The organism is Pseudomonas sp. LRP2-20 (assembly GCF_024349685.1).
Lineage (GTDB): Bacteria > Pseudomonadota > Gammaproteobacteria > Pseudomonadales > Pseudomonadaceae > Aquipseudomonas.
This window is the reverse complement of sequence record NZ_AP025944.1, coordinates 4,818,400-4,843,917: the sequence shown is the minus strand read 5'-3', so window position 1 is coordinate 4,843,917 and position 25,518 is coordinate 4,818,400. Positions and strand designations below refer to the sequence as shown.

The 25,518-nt window shown below is 63.6% G+C and carries 24 protein-coding genes and 1 pseudogene; 6 read left to right on the top strand and 19 right to left on the bottom strand.

Features of this window, described 5'->3' with window-relative positions; all coding sequences use genetic code 11:
* Positions 1-28 precede the first annotated feature (28 nt).
* Positions 29-1,075: a dihydroorotase gene (gene pyrC, locus OCX61_RS21710; protein WP_261941323.1), complete on the bottom strand. Its 1,047-nt coding sequence runs from the start codon at positions 1,073-1,075 to the stop codon at positions 29-31.
* 130 nt (positions 1,076-1,205) lie between these two features.
* On the opposite strand from pyrC, the gene OCX61_RS21705 reads away from it, so the two are divergent.
* Entirely contained in the window at positions 1,206-2,174 is a 969-nt protein-coding gene (locus OCX61_RS21705) for a flagellar protein MotY (RefSeq protein WP_261941322.1), read from the top strand.
* A 465-nt stretch (positions 2,175-2,639) separates the two neighbouring features.
* Positions 2,640-3,857, top strand: coding sequence for an argininosuccinate synthase (locus OCX61_RS21700; RefSeq protein WP_054885859.1), 1,218 nt, complete (start codon positions 2,640-2,642; stop codon positions 3,855-3,857).
* A gap of 74 nt (positions 3,858-3,931) precedes the next feature.
* Here OCX61_RS21700 and OCX61_RS21695 read toward each other — a convergent pair whose 3' ends face one another.
* A complete protein-coding gene (locus OCX61_RS21695) occupies positions 3,932-4,372 on the bottom strand; it encodes a hypothetical protein (protein ID WP_261941321.1) in 441 nt (146 codons plus the stop codon).
* Positions 4,373-4,679: 307 nt separating this feature from the next.
* Here OCX61_RS21695 and OCX61_RS21690 point away from each other — a divergent pair, with 307 nt between their 5' ends.
* Positions 4,680-5,306 (top strand): response regulator transcription factor, encoded by a 627-nt coding sequence (locus OCX61_RS21690; RefSeq protein ID WP_261941320.1) that lies wholly within the window; start codon positions 4,680-4,682, stop codon positions 5,304-5,306.
* 43 nt (positions 5,307-5,349) lie between these two features.
* On the opposite strand, the gene OCX61_RS21685 is transcribed toward OCX61_RS21690, so the two are convergent.
* The 8 genes and pseudogenes from OCX61_RS21685 to metG form a co-directional block, all read right to left on the bottom strand.
* Entirely contained in the window at positions 5,350-5,526 is a 177-nt protein-coding gene (locus OCX61_RS21685; RefSeq protein ID WP_027918964.1) for a PA3496 family putative envelope integrity protein, read from the bottom strand.
* A gap of 104 nt (positions 5,527-5,630) precedes the next feature.
* Positions 5,631-6,269, bottom strand: coding sequence for an endonuclease III (gene nth, locus OCX61_RS21680; RefSeq protein WP_261941319.1), 639 nt, complete (start codon positions 6,267-6,269; stop codon positions 5,631-5,633).
* Between the two features lie 4 nt (positions 6,270-6,273).
* Positions 6,274-6,792 carry an Rnf-Nqr domain containing protein gene (locus OCX61_RS21675; protein ID WP_261941318.1) on the bottom strand — a complete coding sequence of 173 codons (519 nt, stop codon included), beginning with the start codon at positions 6,790-6,792 and terminating at the stop codon, positions 6,274-6,276.
* A complete protein-coding gene (locus tag OCX61_RS21670; protein WP_261941317.1) occupies positions 6,785-7,387 on the bottom strand; it encodes an RnfABCDGE type electron transport complex subunit G in 603 nt (200 codons plus the stop codon). Before OCX61_RS21670 ends, OCX61_RS21675 begins: the two co-directional genes overlap by 8 nt.
* Positions 7,384-8,355, bottom strand: coding sequence for an RnfABCDGE type electron transport complex subunit D (locus tag OCX61_RS21665; protein WP_261941316.1), 972 nt, complete (start codon positions 8,353-8,355; stop codon positions 7,384-7,386). Before OCX61_RS21665 ends, OCX61_RS21670 begins: the two co-directional genes overlap by 4 nt.
* A gap of 22 nt (positions 8,356-8,377) precedes the next feature.
* Positions 8,378-9,019, bottom strand: a pseudogene (locus OCX61_RS21660) (RnfABCDGE type electron transport complex subunit B); the annotation flags it as partial.
* Positions 9,016-9,564 (bottom strand): Rnf-Nqr domain containing protein, encoded by a 549-nt coding sequence (locus OCX61_RS21655; protein WP_261941315.1) that lies wholly within the window; start codon positions 9,562-9,564, stop codon positions 9,016-9,018. The gene OCX61_RS21655 and the pseudogene OCX61_RS21660, both read right to left, overlap by 4 nt.
* Positions 9,565-9,654: 90 nt before the next feature.
* On the bottom strand, positions 9,655-11,694 hold the full coding sequence (gene metG / locus OCX61_RS21650; protein ID WP_261941314.1) for a methionine--tRNA ligase: 2,040 nt from the start codon (positions 11,692-11,694) through the stop codon (positions 9,655-9,657).
* Between the two features lie 156 nt (positions 11,695-11,850).
* Here metG and apbC point away from each other — a divergent pair, with 156 nt between their 5' ends.
* Entirely contained in the window at positions 11,851-12,945 is a 1,095-nt protein-coding gene (apbC, locus tag OCX61_RS21645) for an iron-sulfur cluster carrier protein ApbC (protein WP_261941313.1), read from the top strand.
* Positions 12,946-13,126: 181 nt separating this feature from the next.
* Here apbC and OCX61_RS21640 read toward each other — a convergent pair whose 3' ends face one another.
* A complete protein-coding gene (locus tag OCX61_RS21640) occupies positions 13,127-13,336 on the bottom strand; it encodes a cold-shock protein (protein ID WP_003254922.1) in 210 nt (69 codons plus the stop codon).
* 327 nt (positions 13,337-13,663) lie between these two features.
* Between OCX61_RS21640 and dcd the strand changes: the two genes are divergently transcribed.
* Both dcd and OCX61_RS21630 read left to right on the top strand, forming a co-directional pair.
* Complete coding sequence (gene dcd / locus OCX61_RS21635; protein WP_012313046.1) at positions 13,664-14,230, top strand: dCTP deaminase; 567 nt, start codon at positions 13,664-13,666, stop codon at positions 14,228-14,230.
* A gap of 98 nt (positions 14,231-14,328) precedes the next feature.
* Positions 14,329-14,556, top strand: a complete 228-nt coding sequence (locus tag OCX61_RS21630; protein WP_261941312.1) for a hypothetical protein — start codon at positions 14,329-14,331, stop codon at positions 14,554-14,556.
* Here OCX61_RS21630 and pdeM read toward each other — a convergent pair whose 3' ends face one another.
* From pdeM to OCX61_RS21590, 8 genes are all read right to left on the bottom strand, one after another.
* A complete protein-coding gene (gene pdeM / locus OCX61_RS21625; RefSeq protein ID WP_261941311.1) occupies positions 14,557-15,216 on the bottom strand; it encodes a ligase-associated DNA damage response endonuclease PdeM in 660 nt (219 codons plus the stop codon).
* Entirely contained in the window at positions 15,213-17,663 is a 2,451-nt protein-coding gene (locus OCX61_RS21620) for a ligase-associated DNA damage response DEXH box helicase (RefSeq protein WP_261941310.1), read from the bottom strand. Before OCX61_RS21620 ends, pdeM begins: the two co-directional genes overlap by 4 nt.
* 68 nt (positions 17,664-17,731) lie before the next feature.
* Complete coding sequence (locus OCX61_RS21615; protein WP_261941309.1) at positions 17,732-18,847, bottom strand: succinylglutamate desuccinylase/aspartoacylase family protein; 1,116 nt, start codon at positions 18,845-18,847, stop codon at positions 17,732-17,734.
* Between the two features lie 98 nt (positions 18,848-18,945).
* Positions 18,946-20,604: an ATP-dependent DNA ligase gene (locus tag OCX61_RS21610; RefSeq protein WP_261941308.1), complete on the bottom strand. Its 1,659-nt coding sequence runs from the start codon at positions 20,602-20,604 to the stop codon at positions 18,946-18,948.
* Complete coding sequence (locus OCX61_RS21605) at positions 20,601-21,617, bottom strand: ligase-associated DNA damage response exonuclease (RefSeq protein ID WP_261941307.1); 1,017 nt, start codon at positions 21,615-21,617, stop codon at positions 20,601-20,603. The genes OCX61_RS21610 and OCX61_RS21605 overlap by 4 nt, the downstream gene beginning before the upstream one ends.
* Positions 21,618-22,022: 405 nt before the next feature.
* On the bottom strand, positions 22,023-24,464 hold the full coding sequence (locus tag OCX61_RS21600; protein WP_261941306.1) for a penicillin acylase family protein: 2,442 nt from the start codon (positions 24,462-24,464) through the stop codon (positions 22,023-22,025).
* A 366-nt stretch (positions 24,465-24,830) separates the two neighbouring features.
* On the bottom strand, positions 24,831-25,034 hold the full coding sequence (locus OCX61_RS21595) for an SEC-C metal-binding domain-containing protein (RefSeq protein WP_060486211.1): 204 nt from the start codon (positions 25,032-25,034) through the stop codon (positions 24,831-24,833).
* Positions 25,035-25,041: 7 nt separating this feature from the next.
* Positions 25,042-25,518 carry an LEA/WHy family protein gene (locus tag OCX61_RS21590; RefSeq protein WP_261941305.1) on the bottom strand — a complete coding sequence of 159 codons (477 nt, stop codon included), beginning with the start codon at positions 25,516-25,518 and terminating at the stop codon, positions 25,042-25,044.

The following is a 25,518-nucleotide window of genomic DNA, read 5'->3' as shown; positions in this document are numbered from 1 at the left end:
TCCTGGTCGTCTTCGTAGAGGTCTTCGCTCACGCGTTGTCCTCCAGCAGGCGCCAGCGCAGTTTCTCACCGGCGCGCAGCGGGATCACGGTCTGCTCGCCAAACGGCAGGCTGTCCGGGGCGGTCCATTCTTCACGGACCAGGGTGATGCTGTCGGTGTTCGCCGGCAGGCCATAGAAAGCCGGGCCGTGCAGGCTGGCGAAGCCTTCCAGCTTGTCCAGCGCATTGCGCTGCTCGAACGCCTCGGCGTACATCTCGATGGCGGCGTAGGCGGTGTAGCAGCCGGCGCAACCGCAGGCGGCTTCCTTGGCGTGACGGGCGTGGGGTGCCGAATCGGTGCCGAGGAAGAACTTCGGGTTGCCGCTGGTGGCCGCATCCAGCAGCGCCACCTGGTGGGTGTTGCGCTTGAGGATCGGCAGGCAATAGAAGTGCGGGCGGATACCACCGACCAGCATGTGGTTGCGGTTGTACAGCAGGTGCTGGGCAGTGATGGTGGCGCCGACGTTGGCCGGAGCCTCGGTGACGAACTGCGCGGCGTCACCGGTGGTGATGTGTTCGAACACCACTTTCAGGGTCGGGAAGCGCTCGACCAGGCGGCGCATGTGCTCGTCGATGAAGCGCTTTTCGCGATCGAACACGTCGATCTCGCTGCGGGTCACTTCACCGTGCACCAGCAGCGGCATGCCGACTTCTGCCAGCGCCTCGATGGCCGGGAAGATGTTGTCGATGCTGGTGACGCCCGAATCGGAGTTGGTGGTGGCACCGGCCGGGTACAGCTTGGCGGCGTACACGATCCCGCTGGCCTTGGCCGCGCGGATGTCCTCGGGGCTGGTGCGGTCGGTGAGGTACAGCACCATCAGCGGTTCAAAACGGCTGCCAGCCGGGCGGGCCGCAAGGATGCGCTCGCGGTAGGCACCGGCTTCGACGGCATTGCGTACCGGCGGAACCAGGTTGGGCATGATGATGGCACGGGCGAAAGTACGCGCCACATCGCCAACGGTATGGGGCAGGACGGCACCATCGCGCAGATGGATGTGCCAGTCGTCGGGACGCAGGAGGGTCAGGCGATCGGACATTGGGAATTCCAGGCGGGTCGAACTCAGGCCCCAATGCTACCGGAAAACCCCGGTCCGAGCACGGCTATCAAGTTTTCCGGCAAGCGCCCGATAGCCTGCCTGTAAGCCGTCAGAATTTGTGGAGCCGCCCGTGCGCCAGCGTTACCTAGCCCTGTTGACCCTTGTCGCCAGCCTGCCGGCCGGTGCACTGACCTTCCAGACCCGCATGGAAAATGTCGCCTGGAAAGTCGAGGGTGACCAGTTCGAATGCCGCCTGATCCAGCCGATCGACGGTTTCGGCAGCGGCGAGTTCGTGCGCAAGGCGGGTGAGCAGCCGGTGTTCCAGTTGCGCTCGCACAGCAATGTGCTGGGTGCAGGTTCGGCCACCTTGCTGGCGGCCGCTGCCCCTTGGCAGCCGGGCCGCGGTGATGTGAACCTCGGTGCCGTACGCATGGCGCGCAGCGGGGTGCTGTTCAGCTCGTCGCAGAGCCAGGCCAGCCGCCTGATCAATGGCTTGCTCGATGGCCGCAGCACGGTCGTGCGCAACTACACCGGCGAAGGCGGGCGGGTGATGGAGGTTCGGGTGTTGCCGGTCAGCTTCGCCAAGGCGTATAGCGACTATCAGGCCTGTGCCAGCAAGATGCTGCCGATGAACTATGACCAGGTGCGCCAGACCCAGGTTGGCTTCCCGGGCGGAGGCTACGATCTTGATGCCGATGCCCGTGCACGGCTGGATGTGATCCTTGATTACCTCAAGGCCGACCCTTCGGTGAACCACATCGAACTCAACGGCCATTCCGACAACAGTGGCAATCGCCTGACCAATCGTGACACGTCGCGGCGTCGAGCGTTGGCCGTTGCCGATTACTTCAAGGCCCATGGTGTGCCGGAAGAACAGATTGTCGTGCGCTTCCATGGCGAGCGCTATCCGCTGGTGAAGAACAACAGCCCGGCCAATCGTGCGCGTAACCGGCGGGTGAATATCGAACTGGACAGGGTGGCGCAGGTGGAGAAGCCGGCTGCTCAGGCGGTGCAGCAAGCTGCGCCTGTGACACCGCCTGCAGCTGGAGTGCCGGCTCCGGGTGCGGGTGCGTCCGCGCCGGGGGCGAAGGCGCTCTGATTTTAAGGCAGCTTTTTGAGGTGGCCGCCTGTTGTGGGGCTTGGGGGGGCATCAGGGCCACCAAGTGCTTGCCGCGACATTTTCAGCGCCTGTCAGATCGAGCGCCGCCCGTGCGGCGCATCGCGAGCTGCGCTCGCTCCTACGTTTGTTTCGGGCCAGTAATGCCAGTGACAGGCGCGCGCGACCGCCTGGTTTGTAAGACTTGATATCGAGTCAGGCGCCAAGGCGTTCGCGCGCAAATTCCCCAGGAATAACTGGCCAGAAACAAGCGTAGGAGCGAGCGCAGCTCGCGATGCGCCGCGCGGGCGGCGCTCGATCTGACAGGCGCTGGAGATGTTGTGGCAAGCACGTCGCCCCATCGACAGTTCCTGTCGCTTTGTCGTCAGAAGCTGTCGCCCCACTGTAAATTTATCCGCAACGCCGGTAGAATCGATCCCTTTCCGTACAACCCCGTGGAGTGATGGCATGGCGGACGTAAAAAAGGTCGTACTGGCGTATTCCGGCGGCCTTGATACTTCGGTGATTCTCAAGTGGCTGCAGGATACCTACAACTGCGAAGTGGTGACCTTCACCGCTGACCTGGGTCAGGGCGAAGAAGTCGAGCCGGCTCGCGCCAAAGCCCAGGCGATGGGCGTAAAAGAGATCTACATCGACGACCTGCGCGAAGAGTTCGTGCGTGATTTCGTCTTCCCGATGTTCCGCGCCAACACCGTCTACGAAGGCGAGTACCTGCTGGGTACCTCCATCGCCCGCCCGCTGATCGCCAAGCGCCTGATCGAAATCGCCAACGAAACCGGCGCCGATGCCATTTCCCACGGTGCTACCGGCAAGGGTAACGACCAGGTTCGCTTCGAGCTGGGTGCCTACGCCCTCAAGCCAGGCGTCAAGGTCATCGCCCCATGGCGCGAGTGGGACCTGCTGTCCCGCGAGAAACTGATGGACTATGCCGAGAAGCACGGTATCCCGATCGAGCGCCACGGCAAGAAGAAGTCGCCGTACTCGATGGACGCCAACCTGCTGCACATCTCCTACGAGGGCGGTGTCCTGGAAGATACCTGGACCGAGCACGAAGAAGACATGTGGCGCTGGAGCGTCTCGCCAGAGAACGCCCCGGACCAGGCTACCTACATCGAACTGACCTACCGCAATGGTGACATCGTCGCCATCGACGGCGTCGACATGACTCCGGCCACCGTGCTTGCCGAACTGAACCGCATTGGCGGCGCCAACGGTATCGGCCGTCTGGATATCGTCGAGAACCGTTATGTGGGCATGAAGTCCCGCGGCTGCTACGAAACCCCTGGCGGCACCATCATGCTCAAGGCCCACCGTGCCATCGAGTCGATCACCCTGGACCGCGAAGTCGCTCACCTGAAAGACGAGCTGATGCCGAAGTACGCCAGCCTGATCTACACCGGCTACTGGTGGAGCCCGGAGCGTCTGATGCTGCAGAAGATGATCGACGCTTCGCAGGTCAACGTTAACGGCGTTGTGCGCCTGAAACTGTACAAGGGCAACGTCATCGTGGTTGGCCGCAAGTCGGACGACTCGCTGTTCGATGCCAACATCGCGACCTTCGAAGAAGACGGCGGCGCCTACAACCAGGCCGATGCTGCTGGCTTCATCAAGCTCAATGCGCTGCGCATGCGCATCGCTGCCAACAAGGGCCGCGGGATGCTCTGAGCATCAGGCTGAATTGGCAAATGAACCCCGGCTCAGGTCGGGGTTTTTTTTTGCCTTCAGGGGCGTGCATCTGATCAATGCCCTTGGGATAAGTCCTCAGGCAAGCGGGTGGTCGACAGCACGACGCATTGATGTAGATCCATATTGCACAAGCGCCACTGCCTGTTCTCGGTATGCGGCTGGGCAATGGCTTGCATGAGGTGTTGTTGAATCAGTTTCTGCGCGTCAGGCCCGGAAAACATCATGGTTACCGTTTCTTGCGTGTCGGGACGCTCCGCTTGTTCGGTGGAGCTCTTCTGCTCGTCCGGGGGGGGCTTGTAAAAAGATTTGTAGTTGAAGTTCAGGGTGAGAAAGAACAGGGCAGTGAGGAAGAATGGAAACCCTACGAGGAACCATGTGTAGTACGTCTGACTCTTCTCGCTGAGAAAAGGCAAGGTTGCTAAAGCAGAAGCTTCGATGATGCCTGCGAAGATGGCGATTATTGTCAACGGAGCAACAGGTTGATTGTCGGTCATGTTATTGCCTCCTGCATATTCTGCTTATCAATAACCCACTGGCTGCCTCAACTAAATTGTGGAATTTTTCCGGGGGAGGGAATTTTTCAACGGGGTTGATGAAGCGCGCGATTCAATCATTTTTCATTCGCGTGCTCACAAGCACTTTCGCGAGGATTCTGTAAATTTTTTCTTGTAGGAAAATTCCCAAACCGACGTAGGGTTCATCTATTCGGCTATTTGTGCGGGGAATGAGTGCGCCATTGAGCGTTCTGCTCGGTTAAGGTGAGTCAGTCGTCAAAGCAAAATAACGAATGATGGATATCGCATGAATAAAGTCCTTATCGTGGATGATCATCCGGTCATACGCTTGGCAGTGCGCATGCTGATGGAGCGGCATGGGTACGATGTTGTCGCGGAAACCGACAACGGCATAGCGGCCTTGCAGCTCACTCGCGAACACCTTCCCGATGTTGTCGTACTCGATATCGGCATCCCCAAACTCGACGGCTTGGAGGTCATTGCCCGCATGGCAGCGGCCAGCCCTGGCAGCCGTGTCCTGGTGCTGACTTCCCAGGCCCCTGGGCATTTCTCCATGCGCTGCATGCAGGCGGGAGCTTCAGGCTACGTGTGCAAGCAGCAGGAACTCACCGAACTGCTCAGTGCCATCAAGGCTGTGCTCTCTGGTTACAGTTATTTCCCGAACCAGGCATTGCACAAGTCGCGTGGCCGGGTGGGGGGCACTAGCGAGGCGGAAATGGTTGATCGTCTGTCGACAAGGGAGATGATGGTGCTGCAGCAGCTTGCACGGGGGCGGTCCAACAAGGAGATTGCCGATAGCATGTTCCTCAGCAACAAGACGGTCAGCACCTACAAGACCCGCCTGCTACTGAAACTGAATGCCCACTCCCTGGTGGACCTGATCGAACTGGCCCGGCGGCATGGCCTGAACTGAACCTGCAATGCACCAAGCCTCCGTTAGGAGGCTTGCTGCGAGGTTACAGGTCGTAGTCGAAATCGGCGAGTTGCCGTTGCAGGCGCCGCTCTTCGAGGAGGTTGTCTATGGTGCGACGCTTGCTCAGGTTGGTCTTAGCGGTTTCCACCTGGGGCTCCGCTTCGTCGTCAGCGGTGGCAAAGTCATCTTCGATCGACAGGTCGTCTTTATCGGTACTCATGAGTCGCTCCAAGCCAAAGGGCCATTGGCCGTCCTTATAGCGAGAAAGCGAAGTCTGGTAAAAAAGATTTTTTCAATCGCAATGCAGCTGTTTTTACTATTGGCTCAATCGTCGGAGGTCTTGTGCTTGTATTCGCAAAGGTCTTCGATGCGGCAGCTGCCGCAGCGCGGCTTGCGTGCCTGGCAAACGTAGCGGCCATGCAGGATGAGCCAGTGGTGGGCGTCGAGCAGGTAATCCTTGGGGACGAACTTGAGCAGTTTCTTCTCGACTTCGAGCACGGTCTTGCCAGGTGCGATGCCAGTGCGATTGCTGACCCGGAAGATGTGCGTGTCCACAGCCATGGCGGGCTGGCGGAAGGCAGTGTTGAGCACCACGTTGGCGGTCTTGCGGCCAACGCCCGGTAACGCCTCCAGTGCTTCGCGGGTCTGTGGGACCTCGCCGCCATGGCGCTCGATCAACAGGCGGCAGGCCTCGATGACATTCTTGGCCTTGCTGTTGTAGAGACCGATGGTCTTGATGTATTCACTCAGCCCCGCGACACCAAGTGCATAGATGGCTTGCGGCGTATTGGCGACCGGGAACAGGCGCGCGGTGGCCTTGTTGACGCCAACATCGGTGGACTGAGCGGAAAGCGTCACGGCAACCAGCAACTCGAAAGGGGTGGTGTAAGCCAATTCCGTTTTCGGATCGGGATTGTCTTCGTGCAGCCTGCGAAAAATCTCCAGGCGTTTGGCGGCATTCATGGGGTCAACGCTTTCCTTGACGACGTGTGAGGGTGGGGCGTAGCCAATTGTACAAGGCCAGCAGCGCGCCGAGCAGCAGCAGCGCACCTGATGGCAGGTTGGCCAGGTGCATGCCAGCGACCTGATCCAGCCATTGGCGACCGGCACCCAGCAGCAGGCAGGCCAGCAGCAGGCCGGTCAAATGAAGCAACAGTGGGCGCCAGCGCCCTGTGCTGGGCAGCAATGTATCGATGGCAAGGCATTGCAGGCAGATCAGCGCCGGAAAGTAACCAAGCATCAGTGCCAATGGCAATGCCCAGGCCCGCAGCGCCAGTTGCAGGCAACTGGCAAGCGCAGCAAGTAGCAGCAGGCTTGCCAGCCAGTATCTTGCGCCACTGAGCGTTGCCCGCAGTGGCCATAGCAAGGCTTGGTGGAGAAGGGGCAGCACGAGCATGCACATGCCGAGGGCCACCGCTTGAGGGAAGGTTCGAGTCGCGCCAAGCAGCGGAGCCAGGCCGGTTACCAGCACGCAGAATCTATTCATGGCCGGGTGCTCCGAGCAGTTCGCTGCGATGCCGGTCAAAATAGCGCAAGGCTTCCTGCTGGGCTTGGATGACTGCCCGGGAAGTAACGGTCGCCCCGGCCAACTGGTCGAAGTCGCCCTGGTCGCGCCGGATCGCCCAGCGATCGGCAAGGTCATGCTTGGCAAACTGCGCCAGCCAGCCAAGTTGCGGATCGGCAATCCGGCCGCCCAGCCCAGGGCTTTCCTGCTGCTCGACCACCCGGGTACCAATCAGGCGGCCATCGGCGTCGATGGCAATGCTCAGCCTGATAGGGCCGGCATAGCCCTGTACCTGGCTCACCAGCACGATGGCAGTTGGCGAGGTACCGTGGGTTGCGCGATAGGCAGCGAGTACCGTGCTGTGCTGTGGTTGGTCGGCTGGCAATGGCAACGCACTGTCCAGCGGGTGATTGTCGTAGCTTTGCGCTGGCAGGGCCGCGAGGAACTGGCTGGCTTGCAACTGCCGCTCGGCATCGGCGATGGTGGGGCGGGTCCAGTGCTGCCAGGCCAACGTCACCGCTACAGCCGATCCACCGATGGCAAGTAGCAGCAACGTGCTGCGAACGGGCGTGATCATGGCAAGGCCTGCTGGCGCCGCAAGGCGAACCGATCCAGGGCGGGCGCCGCCAGGTTCATCAGCAGGATGGCGAAAGCCGTGCCATCCGGGTAACTGCCCCAGGTCCGAATCAGGTAGATCAGCGCGCCTGCGCCAAAGCCGAACAGCAGCCTGGCCAGGTTGGCCTTGGGGCCGGAAACCGGCTCCGTGGCGATGAAGAATGCCGCCAGCATGGTCGAGCCGCTGAACAGATGCAGCAGTGGTGAGCCGTTAGAATCCGAACCGGAGCCATTCCAGGCCAGCAGGCTGAACAGGAACAGGCCGCTCAGCAGGCCCGCCGGGGCATGCCAGCTGATGACCTTGCGCAGCATCAGAAACAGCCCGCCGAACAGCAGTGCCAGGTTGACCCACTCGCTGCTGCGGCCGCCAATGCTGCCAAACCCGGGGTGGCTGGCGAACAGCTCGTCGAGGGTCAGGCTGCGGTTGTGGCGCAGGCCGTCGAGAATGGTCGGCCCCGCCCAGGCATCGATCTGGGGGCTACTGCCAGACACCAGCTGAAGGCTGTCGATAAAACCGAGAGGCTGGCTGGGCCAATGGTTCATCTGCAGCGGAAAGTTGAGCAGCACAAAGGCGTAACCGACCATCGCCGGGTTGAACAGGTTGCGGCCCACTCCGCCAAAGGCCTGCTTGCCGACGCCGATGGCGATGCCTGCGGCTGTCACTGGCAACCACCAGGGTGCCGCTACAGGCAGGGCGATGGCCAGCAGTACGGCAGTCACCAGGGCACTGCCGTCGTTCAATGCCGGTAGAACAGGCTGGCGACGCACGGCCAGCAGGGCCGCTTCGCAACTCAATGCACTACTGGCGCACAGCAACAGGCTTGACAGCACCCCCCAGCCCTGCGTCCAGAACACCGCGAGCAAACCGGGTAGGCAGGCCAGCAGCACCAGGCCCATGGCCTTGCGCAAGCGTGGATCAGGGCTTGCCATGGTCGTGCCCGGCCGCTGTGTGCGCAGCATCGGCAGCGGCGGTTTTTTGCGCCTTGATCCGCTCGAGGGCAGCCTTGATCGGGTCTGCCGCGCCTTTTGCGGCATCTGCCGTACGTGCCAGGCGTTGCGCTTCCCGGCGCGCCACATCGCGTTGCAGGCGGGCGCTGCGCTGTTCGTGGCGCTGGCGCGCATGATCACGGCGCTGGCGGCGGGCCAGCAGTTGTTCGGGGGTATGGGCAAGGCCGCTGACAATCGGTACCACCGTCGCCGGCAGTGGCTGCATGTCGATGCAGTCGACCGGGCAAGGAGCCAGGCAAAGGTCACAGCCGGTGCATTCGCTGGCGATGACCGTGTGCATCAGCTTGGCGGCGCCGATGATGGCATCCACCGGGCAAACCTGGATGCATTTGGTGCAACCGATGCACTCGGCTTCGCGAATAAAGGCCACCTGGGGCGGTGCGCTGCCACGCTGCGGGTCAGGGTCAAGCAGCGGCACCTTGAGCAGTGCGGCCAGGGCGGCGATGGTTTCGCTGCCGCCAGGCGGGCACTTGTTGATCGCTTCGCCCGCTGCCAGGCCTTCGGCGTAGGGCCGGCAACCATTGTGGCCACATTTGCCGCATTGGGTCTGCGGTAGCAGGGCGTCGATGCGTTGAATCAAGTTCATTGCGTGAATAGTCCGTTGAATCCCGAGAACGCCAGGGCCATGACCCCCGTACCGATCAATGTAATGGGCAGGCCGCGCAGCGCAGCCGGCACTTCAGCCTGCTGGCTGCGCTGGTGCAGGTCATCGAACAGCGCCAGTGCAAGCCAGAAGCCCAGGCCGGCCACTATCGCTGTGCGCAACGTGGCAAGCACCGTGGCGTTATCGCCTGCCGCTTGCAGTGCAAGGCCCAGCAGCAATGCATTGCCCAGCAATGGCAGCGCAAGGTGCCCGGTGGGCCACTGCGGGCGTAGCCTTGCCAGCACCTGCGGCACGCCCCATGCCAGCAACCCCAGCCAGGGCAGCAGCAGGAACAGGCGCAGGTCCTGTATCTGCCAGGGCGCTACGACCAGCCGTTCGAGCACTTGCCCGCCGGCTACCCCGAGTGCGATCGACAAGGCGCTTGCCAGGCCGCACACGTGCAGGCGCATCCGGCTCAACGGCTGTTGTTGCAAGAGCAGGTGGCTGACCAGCGCAGCGCTGGCCAGGATCAGCATGTAATCGTTCATGTGAATGACGATAGCCGGGAATCGCCCGGATCGTCCGGCATTGGCCCAGCAGATGGCATTGCCCCGGCGGTGAGGCCGGGGCAGGAGGGATTACTTGATACGCTGACCTGGCTTGGCGCCGCTGTCAGGGCTGAGCAGGTAGATCTCTTCGCCGCCAGGGCCGGCCGCCATGACCATGCCCTCGGACATGCCGAAGCGCATTTTCCGCGGCTTGAGGTTAGCCACCATCATGGTCAGGCGGCCTTCCAGCTTGGATGGGTCCGGGTATGCCGACTTGATGCCGGAGAACACGTTACGGCGCTCGTCACCGATATCCAGGGTCAGCTGCAGCAGCTTGTCGGCGCCGGGCACGGCTTCGGCCTTGACGATCAGTGCGACGCGCAGGTCGACGGCAGCAAAGGTGTCGAACTCGATCTCGGCCGACAGCGGGTCCTTGGCCAGCTCGCCATTGCCGGCGGGCGCCTGGGCTTCGGCGGCCAGCAGGTCTTCCTTGCTGGCGGCGACCATGGCTTCGACCTTGGCCGGTTCGATACGGCTCATCAGTGCCTTGAACGGGTTCAGCTGGTGGTTTTCCAGGCGCGACTGATGGTCGTTCCAGGTCAGCGGGGCGACGTTGAGGAACGCCTCGGCATCAGCGGCGAGCAGCGGCAGCACCGGCTTGAGGAAGATCACCAGCTGGCGGAACAGGTTGATGCCCTGGGCGCAGATGGCCTGGACTTCATCCTGCTTGCCTTCCTGCTTGGCCAGCGACCAGGGCGCCTTGTCGGCGATCCAGGCGTTGGCACGATCGGCCAGGGCCATGATTTCGCGCATGGCACGGCCGAAGTCGCGGCCTTCATAAGCCTCGGCGATCGACGGGGCGGCAGCGAGGAAGGCCTCGGTCAGCTCCGGCGCAGCGTCGCCAGCGACCATAACGCCCGCATTGCCCTTGTGGATGAAGCCGGCGCAACGGCTGGCGATGTTGACCACTTTGCCGACCAGGTCGGAGTTGACCTTCTGCACGAAGTCCTCGAGGTTCAGGTCGAGGTCATCGACGCCACGGCCAAGCTTGGCGGCGTAGTAGTAGCGCAGGTATTCCGGCTGCAGGTGGTCCAGGTAGGTGCGGGCCTTGATGAAGGTGCCACGCGACTTCGACATCTTGGCGCCGTTGACGGTCAGGTAACCGTGCACGTTGACCGCGGTCGGTTTGCGCAAGCCGGCGCCTTCGAGCATGGCTGGCCAGAACAGGGCGTGGAAGTTGACGATGTCCTTGCCGATGAAGTGGTACAGCTCGGCCTTGGAGTCTTTGTTCCAGAACGCGTCGAAGTCCAGCTCCGGGCGGCGTGCGCAGAGGTTCTTGAAGCTGGCCATGTAGCCGATCGGCGCATCCAGCCAGACGTAGAAGTACTTGCCTGGCTCGCCCGGAATTTCGAAGCCGAAGTACGGCGCATCACGCGAGATGTCCCACTCCTGCAGGCCGGAATCCAGCCATTCGGCGAGCTTGTTGGCCACTGCGTCCTGCAAGGCGCCGCTGCGGGTCCACTGCTGCAGCATGGCCTGGAAGTCTGGCAGCTTGAAGAAGAAATGCTGGGAATCGCGCAGTACCGGGGTGGCACCGGAGATCGCCGACTTGGGGTTCTTCAGTTCGGTCGGGGCATAGGTGGCACCGCATTTCTCGCAGTTGTCGCCGTACTGGTCTTCAGCCGCACATTTCGGGCAGGTGCCCTTGATGAAGCGGTCGGCGAGGAACATGCCTTTCTCAGGGTCGAAGTACTGGGTCACCGAACGGGTAGCGATGTGCCCGGCGTCACGCAGGCGCCCGTAGATCAGGCCCGACAGCTCACGGTTTTCGTCACTGTGGGTGGAGTGGAAGTTGTCGAAGTCAACCAGGAAGTCGGCGAAGTCGCCGCTGTGCTCGGCCTGGACATTGGCGATCAGTTGCTCCGGGGTGATGCCTTCTTTCTCGGCACGCAACATGATGGCCGAACCGTGTGCATCGTCGGCGCAGACGTAGATGCACTGGTTGCCGCGCAGCTTCTGGAAGCGCACCCACATGTCCGTCTGGATGTACTCCAGCATATGGCCAAGGTGGATGGATCCATTGGCATAGGGCAGGGCGCTGGTAACGAGAATCTGACGTGGCTCGGACATGGTGGCTCGGCTACTTATCTGGCTCGGGTAAAAATGAGGGTGATCGGCCACTATAAAGGGCCGGCGAAGATATTTCACCCCAAGCACGCATCTGCTGACGATTGACGGGTTAGGATAGGCGTCTGTTTCGTACTCAGTTTGCCAATGGGAGTGTCCATGAGTGCCGTCACCCGTGCCGCCGTCGAAGGCGTGCTTCGCCAGTACACCGACCCCTACCTGAACCAGGACCCGGTCAGCGCCGGTTGCGTGCGCGCCATCGACATCCAGAGCGGTCAGGTTGCTGTGCAGTTGCAGCTGGGCTATGCCGCCGGCCTGTTCAAGAACGGCTGGGCCCAGGTGCTGCAGACCGCGATCGAGAATCTCGACGGCGTCAGTTCGGCCCAGGTGTCGATCGACTGCGTGGTGGCCGCGCACAAGGCCCAGGCCCAGGTGCCGGCCATGGCCAACGTCAAGAACATCATTGCCGTTGCCTCGGGCAAGGGCGGGGTCGGCAAGTCGACCACCGCCGCCAACCTGGCCTTGGCCCTGGCCCGTGAAGGTGCCCGCGTGGGCATTCTCGATGCCGACATCTATGGCCCCAGCCAGGGCGTGATGTTCGGTATCGCCGAGGGCACCCGCCCGCAGATCCGCGAACAGAAGTGGTTCGTGCCGATCAAGGCCCATGGCGTGGAAGTGATGTCCATGGCGTTCCTCACCGATGACAACACGCCGATGGTCTGGCGTGGGCCGATGGTGTCCGGTGCATTGCTGCAGCTGGTGACCCAGACTGCCTGGGATGACCTGGACTATCTGGTCATCGACATGCCGCCGGGTACCGGCGATATCCAGCTGACCCTGGCGCAGAAGGTGCCGGTGGCCGGTTCGGTCATCGTCACCACGCCACAGGACCTGGCCCTGCTGGATGCCAAGAAGGGCGTGGAGATGTTCCGCAAGGTCAACATTCCGGTGCTGGGTGTGGTGGAGAACATGGCCGTGCACATCTGCTCGAACTGCGGCCATGCCGAGCACCTGTTCGGTGAAGGCGGTGGCGAGAAGCTGGCGGCGCAGTACGGTGTCGACCTGCTGGCCTCGCTGCCGCTGTCGATGCTGATCCGTGAGCAGGCCGACAGCGGCAAGCCGACGGCGATCGCCGAGCCGGAAAGCCAGATTGCCATGGTCTACCAGGAGCTGGCCCGTCAGGTGGGTGCACGGATCGTGCTGCAGGAAGCGGCGGCCCCGGCGATGCCGAGCATTACCATCAGCGAGGACTGAAGACCGCGCTGGTTTCTTCGCGGGTAAACCCGCTCCCACAGGGATCGCGTAGGTTTCAAGCCTTTTGCAGTCCCTGTGGGAGCGGGCTTGCCCGCGAAGCAGGCGACTCGGTATTTCGCTCAGGCATAAAAAAACCCGCCAGAAGGCGGGTTTTTTTGAAAGCTAGGAAGCTTAGATCGACTTAGGCGATCTGAACTTCTTCAGCCTGCATGCCTTTCTGGCCGCGGGTAGCGACGAAAGTAACAGCCTGGCCTTCTTTCAGGGTTTTGAAGCCGTCAGCTTGGATGGCTTTGAAGTGCACGAACAGGTCGTCGCCCGACTGAGGGGTGATGAAGCCGTAGCCTTTCTCATCGTTGAACCACTTAACAACACCGGATTGACGGTTGGACATTTTTCTGTCTCCTTGGACAATTTGATAACGGTCAGGAAAAACCCTGGCCGGGACTGAGCGCAAAGAGAGCAGAAAATTCAGCGATGGGCCGATCAGGATCGTGCATCAAACTAGAGATTCTCGGTGTCACGTGCAGCACAGTGGCGCCACCTTACCCCACTTTCCACGAGCTGCCAATGGTCTGTGAACGCTTTACGCAAATTCGGATCGACGGCGGCTGCAGCCCCCGTCCGGCGCGGGATGTGGCATTGAACTTTAACCCAGGCGCCGGGACCGGTAATATGCGCGTCTGGATTTTCCCCTCGCAACTCTTCAGGACACCCCGCCATGAGCATCAAATCGGACAAGTGGATTCGCCGCATGGCGCAGGAACACGGCATGATCGAACCGTTCGTCGAGCGCCAGGTGCGCGGCGAGCACGACAGCCGGGTCATCTCCTTCGGCGTCTCCAGCTACGGCTACGACGTGCGCTGCGCCGATGAATTCAAGGTGTTCACCAACATCAACTCGGCCACCGTCGACCCGAAGAACTTCGACGCCGGCAGCTTCGTCGACGTCAAGAGCGACGTCTGCATCATCCCGCCGAACTCCTTCGCCCTGGCCCGTACCGTCGAGTACTTCCGCATCCCGCGCAACGTGCTGACCATCTGCCTGGGCAAAAGCACCTATGCCCGTTGCGGGATCATCGTCAACGTCACCCCGCTCGAGCCGGAGTGGGAAGGCCACGTGACCCTGGAGTTCTCCAACACCACCACGCTGCCGGCGAAGATCTACGCCAACGAAGGCGTGGCGCAGATGCTGTTCCTCGAGTCCGATGAAGAGTGCGAAGTGTCGTACAAGGACCGTGGCGGCAAGTACCAGGGGCAGCGCGGCGTCACCCTGCCGCGCACCTGATCCGACGAGCGCGGGGAATTAGTTTCCCTGATGGCACTCCAACGCTGTGAACAGTGCCGACAGGTATGAAGCGTGTCGGCCCTTGTCAGGAGCTGCCAATGAAACTCAACCCCGCAATCAGTGCGAAGCTGGCTGTACTTCAGCCCAATCAGGTCGGGTTGCTGGCGTGGTCACTGCTGGCGCATCCGCTGCCCATGCAAGCCGGCGGCGTGCCGCACCAGCCTGGTCCCGATACGCCGCAGCCGCCGGAGCCCGGTGAACATCCGCCGATGGAGCCAGGTGAGCCCACCCTTCCCGATGAGCCACCGCCTTCTCCCGTAGCCTGATCAGTCGCCAAGTGCCCAGACCTGATCGCCGCCGGCAAGGAAAACGCGGGCGCCCAGGCCTGGCTCGACCAGCCATCCCCCGGTGAATTCACCGAATGCCGGCAGCAGGCTGACCTGAGCATCGATCAGGAAGCAGGGTAGCCTGAGCCGTTGCCGTGCCCGCCCTCGCAGCATGTATACCGGATGCACATGCCCGGCCAGCACAGGGTGGCTGGGGTGTGGCAAGGGTTCGTGCTGCAGGGCGAAGGGTTCCAGCAGCAAAGGCTCGTCTTTTACCTCGATAGCCAGAACCACAGGCGGATCACCGGCGTGGCGGTCATGGTTGCCGCGCACCAGGACTACCTTCAGCGTTTCATGGCGGTTTCTCCATGCGTACAGGCTGGCCAGGATGTCCGGCGAATGTGCAGCGCGCGCATGAAGAAAGTCACCGAGGATGATCAACTGCTCGCAGTCATGGCTGTTCAGTAGCGCATCCAGGCGTGCCAGGGTGGTGGCCGTGGTGCCGCGCGGAACAGGTTGATGCAAGGCTCGGTAACTGGCCGCCTTGCCGATATGCACGTCTGCCACCAGCAAGGCGCGGCGGGCTGGCCAGTAGATGGCCTTGTCCGGTAGCAGCCAGAGCGTTTCGCCACAGTGTTCGATAGGCAGACAGGTATTCATGGCCGGTTTGCCGCTTTTTCCAGGTCGGCCACCATTCGAGCAATGCGGTCCGCCAACTTTTCCGTGCTCAGGGTCTCGCGCATGCCCTCGACCAGCAGGGCGAAGGCCAGCGGGCCAGGGCGTTGCAGCGCGCGCAGGTCCAGTTGCAGGGCGCGCATCTTGAGCAACTGGCGGTGCAGGCGCTCGATCTCCAGTTCTTCGCTCAGCACTTCATCGCGCGCCTGGCCGAGCAGCAAGTTGCCTGCATCATGTTTGCGGAACACCTCGTAGAACAACCCGCTGGAGGCCTGGATCTGCCGCGTGCTCTTCTGCGCGGCCGGGTAGCCGCCGAAAACCAGCCCGGCGATCTGGGCGATTTCTCGAAAGCGCCTGAGCGCCATTTCGCCAGCGTTCAGGCTGGCCAGCACGTCCTCCAGCAGGTTTTCGCCCGACAGCGCTTCTGGCAGGCAGCTGGCCCAATCCACGGTGCCGGGGCTGAGCAGCTCGAAACCATAGTCGTTCACTGCGATGGATACCGATAGTGGCTGCACCCGGCTCACTCGCCAGGCGATCAGGTTGGCCAGGCCCAGGTTGGCCATGCGCCCGGCGAAGGGGTAGAGAAACAGGTGCGAGCCCTGGCGCGACTCCAGCGTTTCGGCCAGCAGCGTGCCGCTGGTGGGCAAGGCCGACCACCGCGACTGCAAGGCCAGCAGGGGCTTTACGGCGTGCATTTCCGGGCCAATGTAATGCCCGTGGGCGGCTGCATCGAGTTGCCCGACCAGCGCGTCGGCCAGTTCGCTGGACAGTGGCATGCGCCCGCCATTCCAGCGCGCCACGGCGGCCTTGCGTGCGGTGCTGCGGCGCACATAGGCGGTCATGCCTTCGACCCGTACCAACTCCAGCACCCGGCCGCCGAATACCAGGGTATCGCCAGGGCGCAGTCGGGCGATGAAGGCTTCCTCGACACTGCCCAGGTGCTTGCCGCCGCCACCCTTGCTCCAGTACTTGAGCTGCAAGCTGGCGTCGCTGACGATGGTGCCGATGCCCATGCGGTGGCGACGCGCGAGGCGTTCGCTGGCCACCCGCCAGACTCCGTCGGGGTGCGCCTCGACACGCTGATAATCGGGGTAGGCCGTCAGTGTATGGCCGCCGTGATTGACGAAGTCCAGCGCCCACTGCCACTGGCTGTCAAGCAGGTCACGGAATGCCCAGGTGCTGCGGACTTCCGCGAGCAGTTCATCAGGGCGAAAGCCACTGCCCAGCGCCATACTGACCAGGTGTTGAACCAGCACGTCCATGCACAGGCGCGGCGAGTGGCGCGCTTCGATATGGCCGGCAGTCAGTGCGGCGCGGGCGGCGGCGGCTTCTACCAGCTCCAGGCTATGGGTCGGTACCAGAGTGACGCGCGAGCGGCGCCCCGGCGCATGGCCAGAGCGACCGGCGCGCTGCATCAGGCGGGCTATGCCTTTGGCCGAGCCGATCTGCAGCACCCGCTCGACTGGCAGGAAGTCCACGCCCAGGTCCAGGCTGGAGGTGCAGATGACGGCCTTGAGCGTGCCCTGCTTGAGGCTCTGCTCAACCCAGTCGCGGCTCGCCCGGGCCAGTGAGGCATGGTGCAAGGCGATCTGCCCGGCCCAATCGGGGCGGGCGTCGAGCAAGGCCTGGTACCAGAGTTCGGCCTGGGCACGGGTGTTGGTGAACACCAGGCTGCTGGTGCTGGCGTCGAGTTCATCGGCAACCTGGTCGAGCATCTTCAGGCCCATGTGCCCGGCCCAGGGGAAGCGCTCGATGGCATCGGGCAGCAAGGTGTCAACAAGCAGCTGTTTGTCCTGGCGGCCTTTCACCAACTGTCCACCCCCCGGCAGCAGCACGTCGATGGCGTGCGGCAGATTGCCGAGGGTGGCCGACAAGCCCCAGGTCATCAGGCCCGGATGCCAACGGCGCAGGCGTGCCAGGGCCAGTTGCAGTTGCACGCCACGCTTGTTACCGAGCAGTTCATGCCATTCATCCACCACCACCAGGCGCAGGCCGGCGAAGTCATCACGGGCTTGTGCACGAGTCAGTAGCAAGGTCAGGCTTTCCGGCGTGGTGATCAGGGTGCTGGGCAGGCGCCGGGCCTGGCGTGCGCGCTCGGCGCTGCCGGTGTCGCCACTGCGCACGCCGACCGTCCAGTTCAGGCCAAGCTCATCCAATGGCGTTTGCAGGGCGCGCGCGGTATCTGCGGCCAGAGCGCGCATGGGGGTGATCCAGAGCACCTGCAGTGCTGCGGGCTGGCGCCCGTCGCCTGGCCTGGCGAAAGCGCGCAATGCCGCGAGCCAGACTGCATACGTCTTGCCTGCTCCGGTGCTGGCATGCAGCAGCCCGGACTCACCGCGCCCAACCGCTGCCCATATCTGGCGCTGGAAGGCGAAAGGCTTCCAGCCGCGGGCGCTGAACCAGGCACTGGCGAGGTCGGAAGAGGCGGGCATGGCGGCGAGCGGTCCTGAAAAGGCTGTGCTTCTACAGACCACTCGCAACAGGCTTTGGTTTAAACCGGTCAGTTGGCCAGCAGATAGCCGCTGCGTAGCACCTGTTCACCGGCGACATGGGCGATGACCATGCCGGCCGTGGCCATGCGTCGCACGCTGCGGGCGTAGAGCAGGCCGGGGTGGCTGTTGCGCACGGCCGTTACCCGGTCGCTGAGCGGGTCGATGACTTCAGCGATCAGTTGCCCGGCCTCCAGGTGCTGGCCGGGGCGGGCGTGGTACACCAGCAGCCCGCCAAGGGGCGCAGCCACGGGTTCGACGGCGGCCAGTGGTGTGGCCGGGCGTGTCAGCGCCGGCAGTGGGGCGGCGGTGCCTTCGATGACGTTGGCGTGGGTCAGGTAGTCGAGAATCGCCTGGCAGTCCTGGCTGGCCAGGTCATGGCTTACATCGGCTTGGCCGCGCAGCTCGACAGTCACGGCAATGCTGCCCTGCGGGATCGGGAAGCGCTTGCCGAAGCGCTGTTGCAGCTGCCACCAGACCAGGCTGAAGCACTCGTCGAACGATTGGCCACCGGAATCGGTAGCCAGCAGGCTGGCCTGGGCCCCGAGGTAACGGGCCAGCGGCTCGACCTGTGGCCAGGCTTCAGGGGTGGTGTAGAGATGTTCGACAGCCTCGAAGTCACAGTGCAGGTCCAGCACCAGGTCGGCATCGCAGGCCAGCCGTTGCAAGGTCAGGCGCTGGGACTGCAACGGCGTGTGCGCCGGGTGAGCATCCAGGCCGCGGCGCAAGTATTCGCGGATCAATGCCACGTTGTGCGCCGGGTCCTGGGTCAGGTGGCTTTCGATCTGGTCGCCGATGCTGTCGGACAGGTCGACGAAGTTGCGGTTGAAGTTCTCGCCGCTTTGCAATTCGAAACGGCCCAGGGGCGCGTCCAGCATCACCTGTTCCAGGCCGACAGGGTTGGCCACCGGTACCAGGATGATCTCGCGCAACAGGCGACCTTGCTGTTCCAGCTCGGCCAAGCGGCGCTTGAGATGCCAGGCGACCAGCATGCCGGGCAGTTCGTCGGCATGCAGCGAGGCCTGGATGTACACCTTGGCGCCACCCCGTGGGCCGAAGTGGAAACTGTGCAATTGGCGGGTAATGCCCGGTACGGGCGCGAGCAGGTCGTGGGTCGAATGGTGCATGGTGGTCCTGGCTGCGTGGCGAAAACGGTCTGCGACACGGGTCGGCTCAAAGATAGAAGCATAAATTCCGTTATCGCGCCTCACCGTGTTGCCTTCTTTCAGACCAGCAATGCCTGCAGGCTTGCCAGGTCATCGGCTTCGTCGACCGGCTTGTCCAGGCGCCAGCGCAACATCCGCGGAAACCTGACGGCGATACCACTCTTGTGGCGCTTGGACAGTGCTATGCCCTCGAAGCCGAGCTCGAACACCAGGGTCGGCGTGACGCTGCGCACTGGCCCGAAGGTTTCCACCGTGGTCTTGCGGATGATCGCATCCACCTTGCGCATCTCTTCGTCGCTGAGCCCCGAATATGCCTTGGCGAAGGGTACCAGCGTGCGCTCGGGCGTGCCGGGTGGCGCGTTCCACACCGCGAAGGTGTAGTCGCTGTAGAGGCTGGCACGGCGGCCATGACCGCGCTGGGCGTAGACCAGTACAGCATCGACGCTGAAGGGGTCGATCTTCCACTTCCACCACAGGCCCATGTCCTTGGTTCGGCCCACGCCATACAGCGAATCACGCTGCTTGAGCATCAACCCCTCCACGCCAAGGTTGCGCGACTGTTCGCGTTGCCTGGCCAGGTCGTTCCAGTCATTGCCCTCGAGCAGCGGTGAAAGCAACAGCGGGGCCAGGGGATACTCGGCAACCAGGTGCTGCAATTGCTGGCGCCGTTCATGTTGCGGGCGGTTGCGCCAGTCCTCGCCTTGCCATTCCAGCACGTCGTAGGCTTGCAGCACCACCGGCGCGTCGGCCAGCAGCTTCTTGCTCAGGGTCTTGCGGCCAATGCGTTGTTGCAGCACGGCGAACGGCTGTACAGCCGGCATGCTGGCATCGGCGCCTGGCTTCCAGACCAGGATCTCGCCGTCGAGCACCGTGCCGTCCGGCAAGCTTTCGGCCAGGCCATGCAGCTCGGGAAAACGCTCGGTGACCAACTCTTCGCCCCGCGACCAGACCCACAGCTGGCCTTCGCGCTTGACGACTTGCGCGCGGATGCCATCCCACTTCCATTCGATCTGCCACGCAGCGGGCGGGCCGAGCAGGGCGTCGAACTGCTCCACCGGGGCCTGCAGGGCGTGAGCCAGGAAGAAGGGGTAAGGCTGGCCACCGCGCTGGCTATGTTCATCTGCGGATTCTTCGGCGATCAGCTTGTGGTAACTGGCGGCCGTTGGGCGATGGCCGATATCGGTATAGCCGACCAGCCGCTGGGCCACGCGTTTGGCATCCAGCCCGGCCAGTTGTGCCAGGGCGCGGGTGACCAGTAGCTTGGACACGCCGACGCGAAAGCTGCCAGTGATCAGCTTCAGGCACAGCATCAGACTGGGGCGGTCCAGTTGTGCCCACAGGGGCGGCAGGCGCTGCTGGACTGCTTCAGCAGGCAGGCCACGCAAGGGCAGCAGGTGCGCTTCGACCCAGTATGCCAGGCCGTCGTCACTGGCATGGGCAGCTTGCGGCAACAACAGCGAGATGGTCTCGGCCAGATCACCCACGGCCTGGTAGCTCTCTTCGAACAACCATTCGGGCAACCCCGCCAAGGTCGTGGCCAGCTCACGCAGCATACGCGTGGGCACCAGCTGGCGCGGGCGCCCGCCAGCGAGGAAGTACACGGCCCAGGCGGCGTCTTCGGCGGGCGCTGCAGCAAAATAGTCGCGCAACGCTTCGAGCTTGGCATTGCTGGAGGTGGTGGCATCCAGGCGCAGATACAGTTCGGCGAAGGCTTTCATGCCTCAGGCTCCGTGACTGTGGTGTCATCTTCTTCGCCGTATTCGGTGACGAAGGCGCGGGCGTCCAGGCCTTGTTCGTTGAGGTAGCGCACCAGCACATTCACTGAGCCGTGGGTAACCATGACCCGCTCGGCACCGGTCTGGCCGATGGCCCACAGCAGCCCCGGCCAGTCGGCATGGTCGGACAACACGAAGCCACGATCCACACCGCGCCGTCGCCGGGTACCGCGCAGCAGCATCCAGCCGCTGGCAAAGGCATCGCTGTACTCGCCGAAACGGCGCATCCAGCTGCTACCTGCGGCAGAGGGTGGTGCCAGGATCAATGCCTGACGCATCAGCGGGTCGTTGCGCGGGACATCACCGGCATAGCGGGTAACCGGCAGCTGCACACCCGCTTCGCGGTACACCCGGTTCAGCGGCTCGACAGCGCCATGCACGAGGATCGGCCCGATGTCCGGGTCCAGGCCATGGAGAACTCGCTGGGCCTTGCCGAAGGCATAGCAGAACAGCACGCTGGCCTTGCCTTGCTCGCGGTTGCTCCGCCACCAGGCATTGATCCCGGCGAAGATGGTCGCCTGGCTGGGCCAGCGGTAGATGGGCAGGCCGAACGTGGACTCGGTGATAAAGGTATGGCAGCGCACCGGCTCGAAGGCGGCGCAGGTCCCGTCCGGCTCGACCTTGTAATCACCCGAAGCGACCCAGACTTCGCCCTGATACTCCAGACGCACCTGTGCCGAACCCAGCACATGGCCGGCCGGGTGCAGGCTGAGGGTGACGCCGTGGTGCCGGATTTGCTCGCCGTAGGCCAGGGTCTGCAGGTCTATGTCCTGGCCCAGTCGGCTGCGCAGGATGCCCGCGCCAGGGGCGGCGGTCAGGTAATGACGGTTGCCGGTGCGAGCGTGGTCGCCATGACCATGGGTGATCACGGCACGCTCGACCGGGCGCCAGGGGTCTATGTAGAAGTCGCCGGGTGGGCAGTACAGGCCTTCGGGGCGGGCGATGACGAGGTCCATGGCTTCTGTGCGCTGGTTTGGGGTTACCAGTTAGGAGCCGTGGGCGTAGGGAGAAGTTCGGATGGAGTTGGGGCTGACAAATGCCTGACGGGAGATTTTCAGCGCCTGTGAGATCGAGCGCCGCCCGCGCGGCGCATCGCGAGCTGCGCTCGCTCCTACGTTTGTTTCGGGCCAGGAATGCCTGTGACAGGCGCGCGCGATCGCCTGGTTTGTACGACTCGATATCGAGTCAGGCGCCAAGGCGTTCGCGCGCAAATCCCCCAGGAATAACTGGCCCGAAACAAACGTAGGAGCGAGCGCAGCTCGCGATGCGCCGCGCGGGCGGCGCTCGATCTCACAGGCGCTGAAAATCTAGCGGCGAGCCCCTGGTGGCCCTGACTCACCTTTCAATTTTTCCGAAATCCCTTACCGCCCCGGAACCAGCGTCAACCGCTGGCTGCCATATGCCCGCCCGAAGTTCTGCGGCTGTAGCGGCAGGCTCGTGAACCGCCCCTTGAACCAGGCATCCAGCCCGTCGCTGTAATGCGAACTGGCCGGGTTGCCCGACTGGCCATTGCTGGTCAGTACCTGCAGCGGCTCGGCCTGGCCGAAGTCGACGATCATCCGCGCCGAGGCCGGCAGGCGGGTGTCGAAATCGCTGCCCCAGGCGTAAGGCGTCAGGGCGAGGGTGGTGAAGTCGCCACCGGCGGCCATTGACGAGCGGTTCAGCGCATCGCCCAGCCCGTGGTAGGCAGGGGCAGGCCAGCGGTACTGGTGCAACTTGCCCCACTGCCAGGCACGGCGCTCGCTGCCCAGTTGCGCGGTGCCGGCATCCACGGCCGCGGCCAGGCTGCGGGCGAGGATGGCAGGTTTGTCTTCTTTTTGCGGGGTGTTGCGATCGTCCCAGAACGGGCTGTCGTCGCGGCCCAGCAGGTGGTCGGCCTGGGCCGAGTACGACAGGCGGGCATTGCTGACGAACGCCTGCCAGGCCGGGCTCGATTCCGGGCCGAGGTCGTCGAGGAAGGTCTGCCGGGTCACTTCCTGGAGGAACAGCTCGTACAGCGCGGCATCTGCCGATACCGGGCTCAGGCGGCCATCGAAGGCTTTCAGCCGGGCAAGTGCGTCGCGCGCCTTGTCGCGCTGGGGCGCAGGCAGAGCGTCGATGGCCTGCTTGAGCGGCTGGGCCATGCCCGGAGCATCGAACATCTGCTTGAGCTTGTCAGCCAGCAGCGTCACCTGGTCGTTCTGCAACGCCATCAGGCTGCGGCTGTCGTGGCGGCCGTTGCCAGCCAGCTGGCCCAGGCGCTCGGCGCGCTCAGGGTAGTACCAGGTGCTGGACAGCTGCATGCCATAGCCACGCGGCAGGCTGCGCTGGTTGGCGTGGGCGATCCAGCCGGCCGGTGGGTCCTGGTCATAGGGGTGCAGCATCGGGTCGGCATAACCGTCCCAGTCATAGCGACCGTCCCAGCCAGGCGACGGCAGCAGGCCCTGGCCTTCACGGCGGTTCGGGTAGCGGCCGCTGACTTGCCAGCCGATGTGTTCGGGTTCGGCGAAGACGAAGTTCAGCGCGGCAGTGGCGACTTCACGGGTACTCTCGAAGGCGCGTTCTATGTTCTGCGCGCGGGTCAGGTCGAACAGCGCATCGAGGCTACGGTCGCCCTTGAGTTGTGGCAGGCTCAGTGCCAGGCCGAGGCTGGCGTTGTCCGCCTGGGGCAGCAGGGTGCCGTGGCGGGTGTCGTACATCACCTCGCGCTGCGGGCGCTGGCCGCGAACAAAGAAGGTCTCGCTGCGGGCCCGGGCCGGCAGCCACTTGCCGTCGGCCAGGTAGGTCACCTGGTTGCCCGCATGACGCAGCTGCTCCAGGTACAGGTCTTGGTTGTCGGCCATCACCGCGCTGCTGCTCCAGGCGAGCTTGCCGTTGTAGCCGGCCAGCACGATCGGCAGGCCCGGCAGTGACAGGCCGGCAACCTGGTACTTGCCCGTGTGGATCTGTACCGGGCTGAGGGCCCAGGCGGCGCGGCTGTCGCTGGCCAGCAGGCTCTTGCCGCTGCGGCTGCGTTGCGGGCCGAGCGCCAGGTTGGCCGAGCCGGGGCTGCCGAGCAGGTCGAGGTCGGCGAGCTTCTGGCTGGCCGCCGCCAACGCGGACAGGCCTGGCAGCTGGCTACCCAGGTTCAGGCCCTTGAGTTTTTCCACCTCGGCGTCAGCCAAGGGTTCGTCCGGTGCGCCGGGCAGCAGCCAGGGCAGCTTGTCGTTGCCAACCTTCTGCGCCAAGATCAGGGCGCTGAGCTCTTCCTGCAGGTTTACCGACTGGCTGAAGGCGTACAGGTTGAAGATCAGTGCCGAATCCTCAGGCTTCCAGTATTCCGGGCGATAACCGCTGCTGGCCAGGTTGGCCGGCAGCTTGTCGCGGTAGCGGAACAGGTAGGCGTTGACCCCACGGGCATACACCTCGAAGAAGCGCTTCAGGCGCGGCGAGGCATCGGCGTACTGCTGCGCGGCGTTCTGCTTGAGGTTGGCAGCACGCATCAGCCGGTCGATGTCCAGCGCTTCGCTGCCGGCCAGCTCCGCCAGGCGGCCCTGGGCGAGCAGGCGCATGGCGAGCATCTGCTCGATGCGGTCGCCTGCATGCACATAGCCGAGGGTGAACAGGGCGTCATGGAAGCTGCTGCTTTCGATCAGCGGTGCACCCATGGTGTTGCGCCGGACCGAGACGTTCTGTGCCAGGCCTTTGAGCGGCTGCACGCCGGTGGTTGGTGGCACGCTGTCCTGGTAGCCCCCCATCTGGCAGCCGGCGAGCCCGAGCATGCCGAGCAGCGTGGCGGCGGCGCTGAGCCGCGGGCGGAAGGGAGGAAGGACGGGGGCGGCCATGACAAGGGCTCCTGCAAGGCGTGGCGGGTGTTGGGAGGCGCTAAGGTAGCATGGCGACAGGGTTTCGGCGCCTGTGAGATCGAGCGCCGCCCGCGCGGCGCATCGCGAGCTGCGCTCGCTCCTACGTTTGTTTCGGGCCAGTAATGCCTGTGGCAGGCGCGCGCGGCCGCCCTGTTGGTACGACGCGATATCGTGCCAAGCACCAGGGCATTCGCGCCCAAATCCCCCAGGATTAATTGGCCAGAAACAAACGTAGGAGCGAGCGCAGCTCGCGATGCGCCGCGCGGGCGGCGCTCGATCTGACAGGCACCGCAGGACTCTAGCCCTGCACCTCTCAGCCAAAATGCAATTTGTAGCTAAAAACCATCAAGCGCCGTGGCACTTCTTGAACTTTTTCTGGCTGCCGCATGGGCACGGGTCGTTGCGGCCAACGTCTTTCAGGGCGTTGCGCACCGGCTCCTGGTGGCCGTGGTTGCAGTGCGGGCCGTGTACATGGCCGTGGTCGTGATCATGCTGATGATCGTGACCGTGGTTGCAGTCCGGGCCATGAACATGGGGTTGCTGGGTCATTGCAGGGTTACTCCGGTATGAAATCGCCGGGGATTATCTCACCACTGCGCGACAAGTGCAGGTCCTGATGGATGATCAGCCCGGTCTCCAGTTCGCCTTGCAGGCGGTAATGCAGCGGCTGCCCGCTCTTGAGCAGCTTGGCCAACGGCTTCAGGTGCTGCCACAGGTTGGTCCGCGCAGTGATCTTGAACGTGCGCCGGGCATGCCCGCCGACACTGCGCCAGAGGCTGACGTCATCCTGCGCCAGCAGCAAGTCGTCGAGCCATACCGAATAGCTCAGGTTGCGAATGAACAGGCGGCTGTCGTTCGGGTTGTCGACGCGCAGGTGCAGGACGAACTCCTGTTGCAGCAGCCGCGCCTTCACCGTTTCGACCTTGTCCAGGTGCAGTTCCGGCACGCGCGCATCATCGCTGCCCCAACTCGCACAGCCCGCCAGCAGCGCCAGCAGGGCGCTGAGCAAAAGCAGGCGGGTGGCGGCGATCAT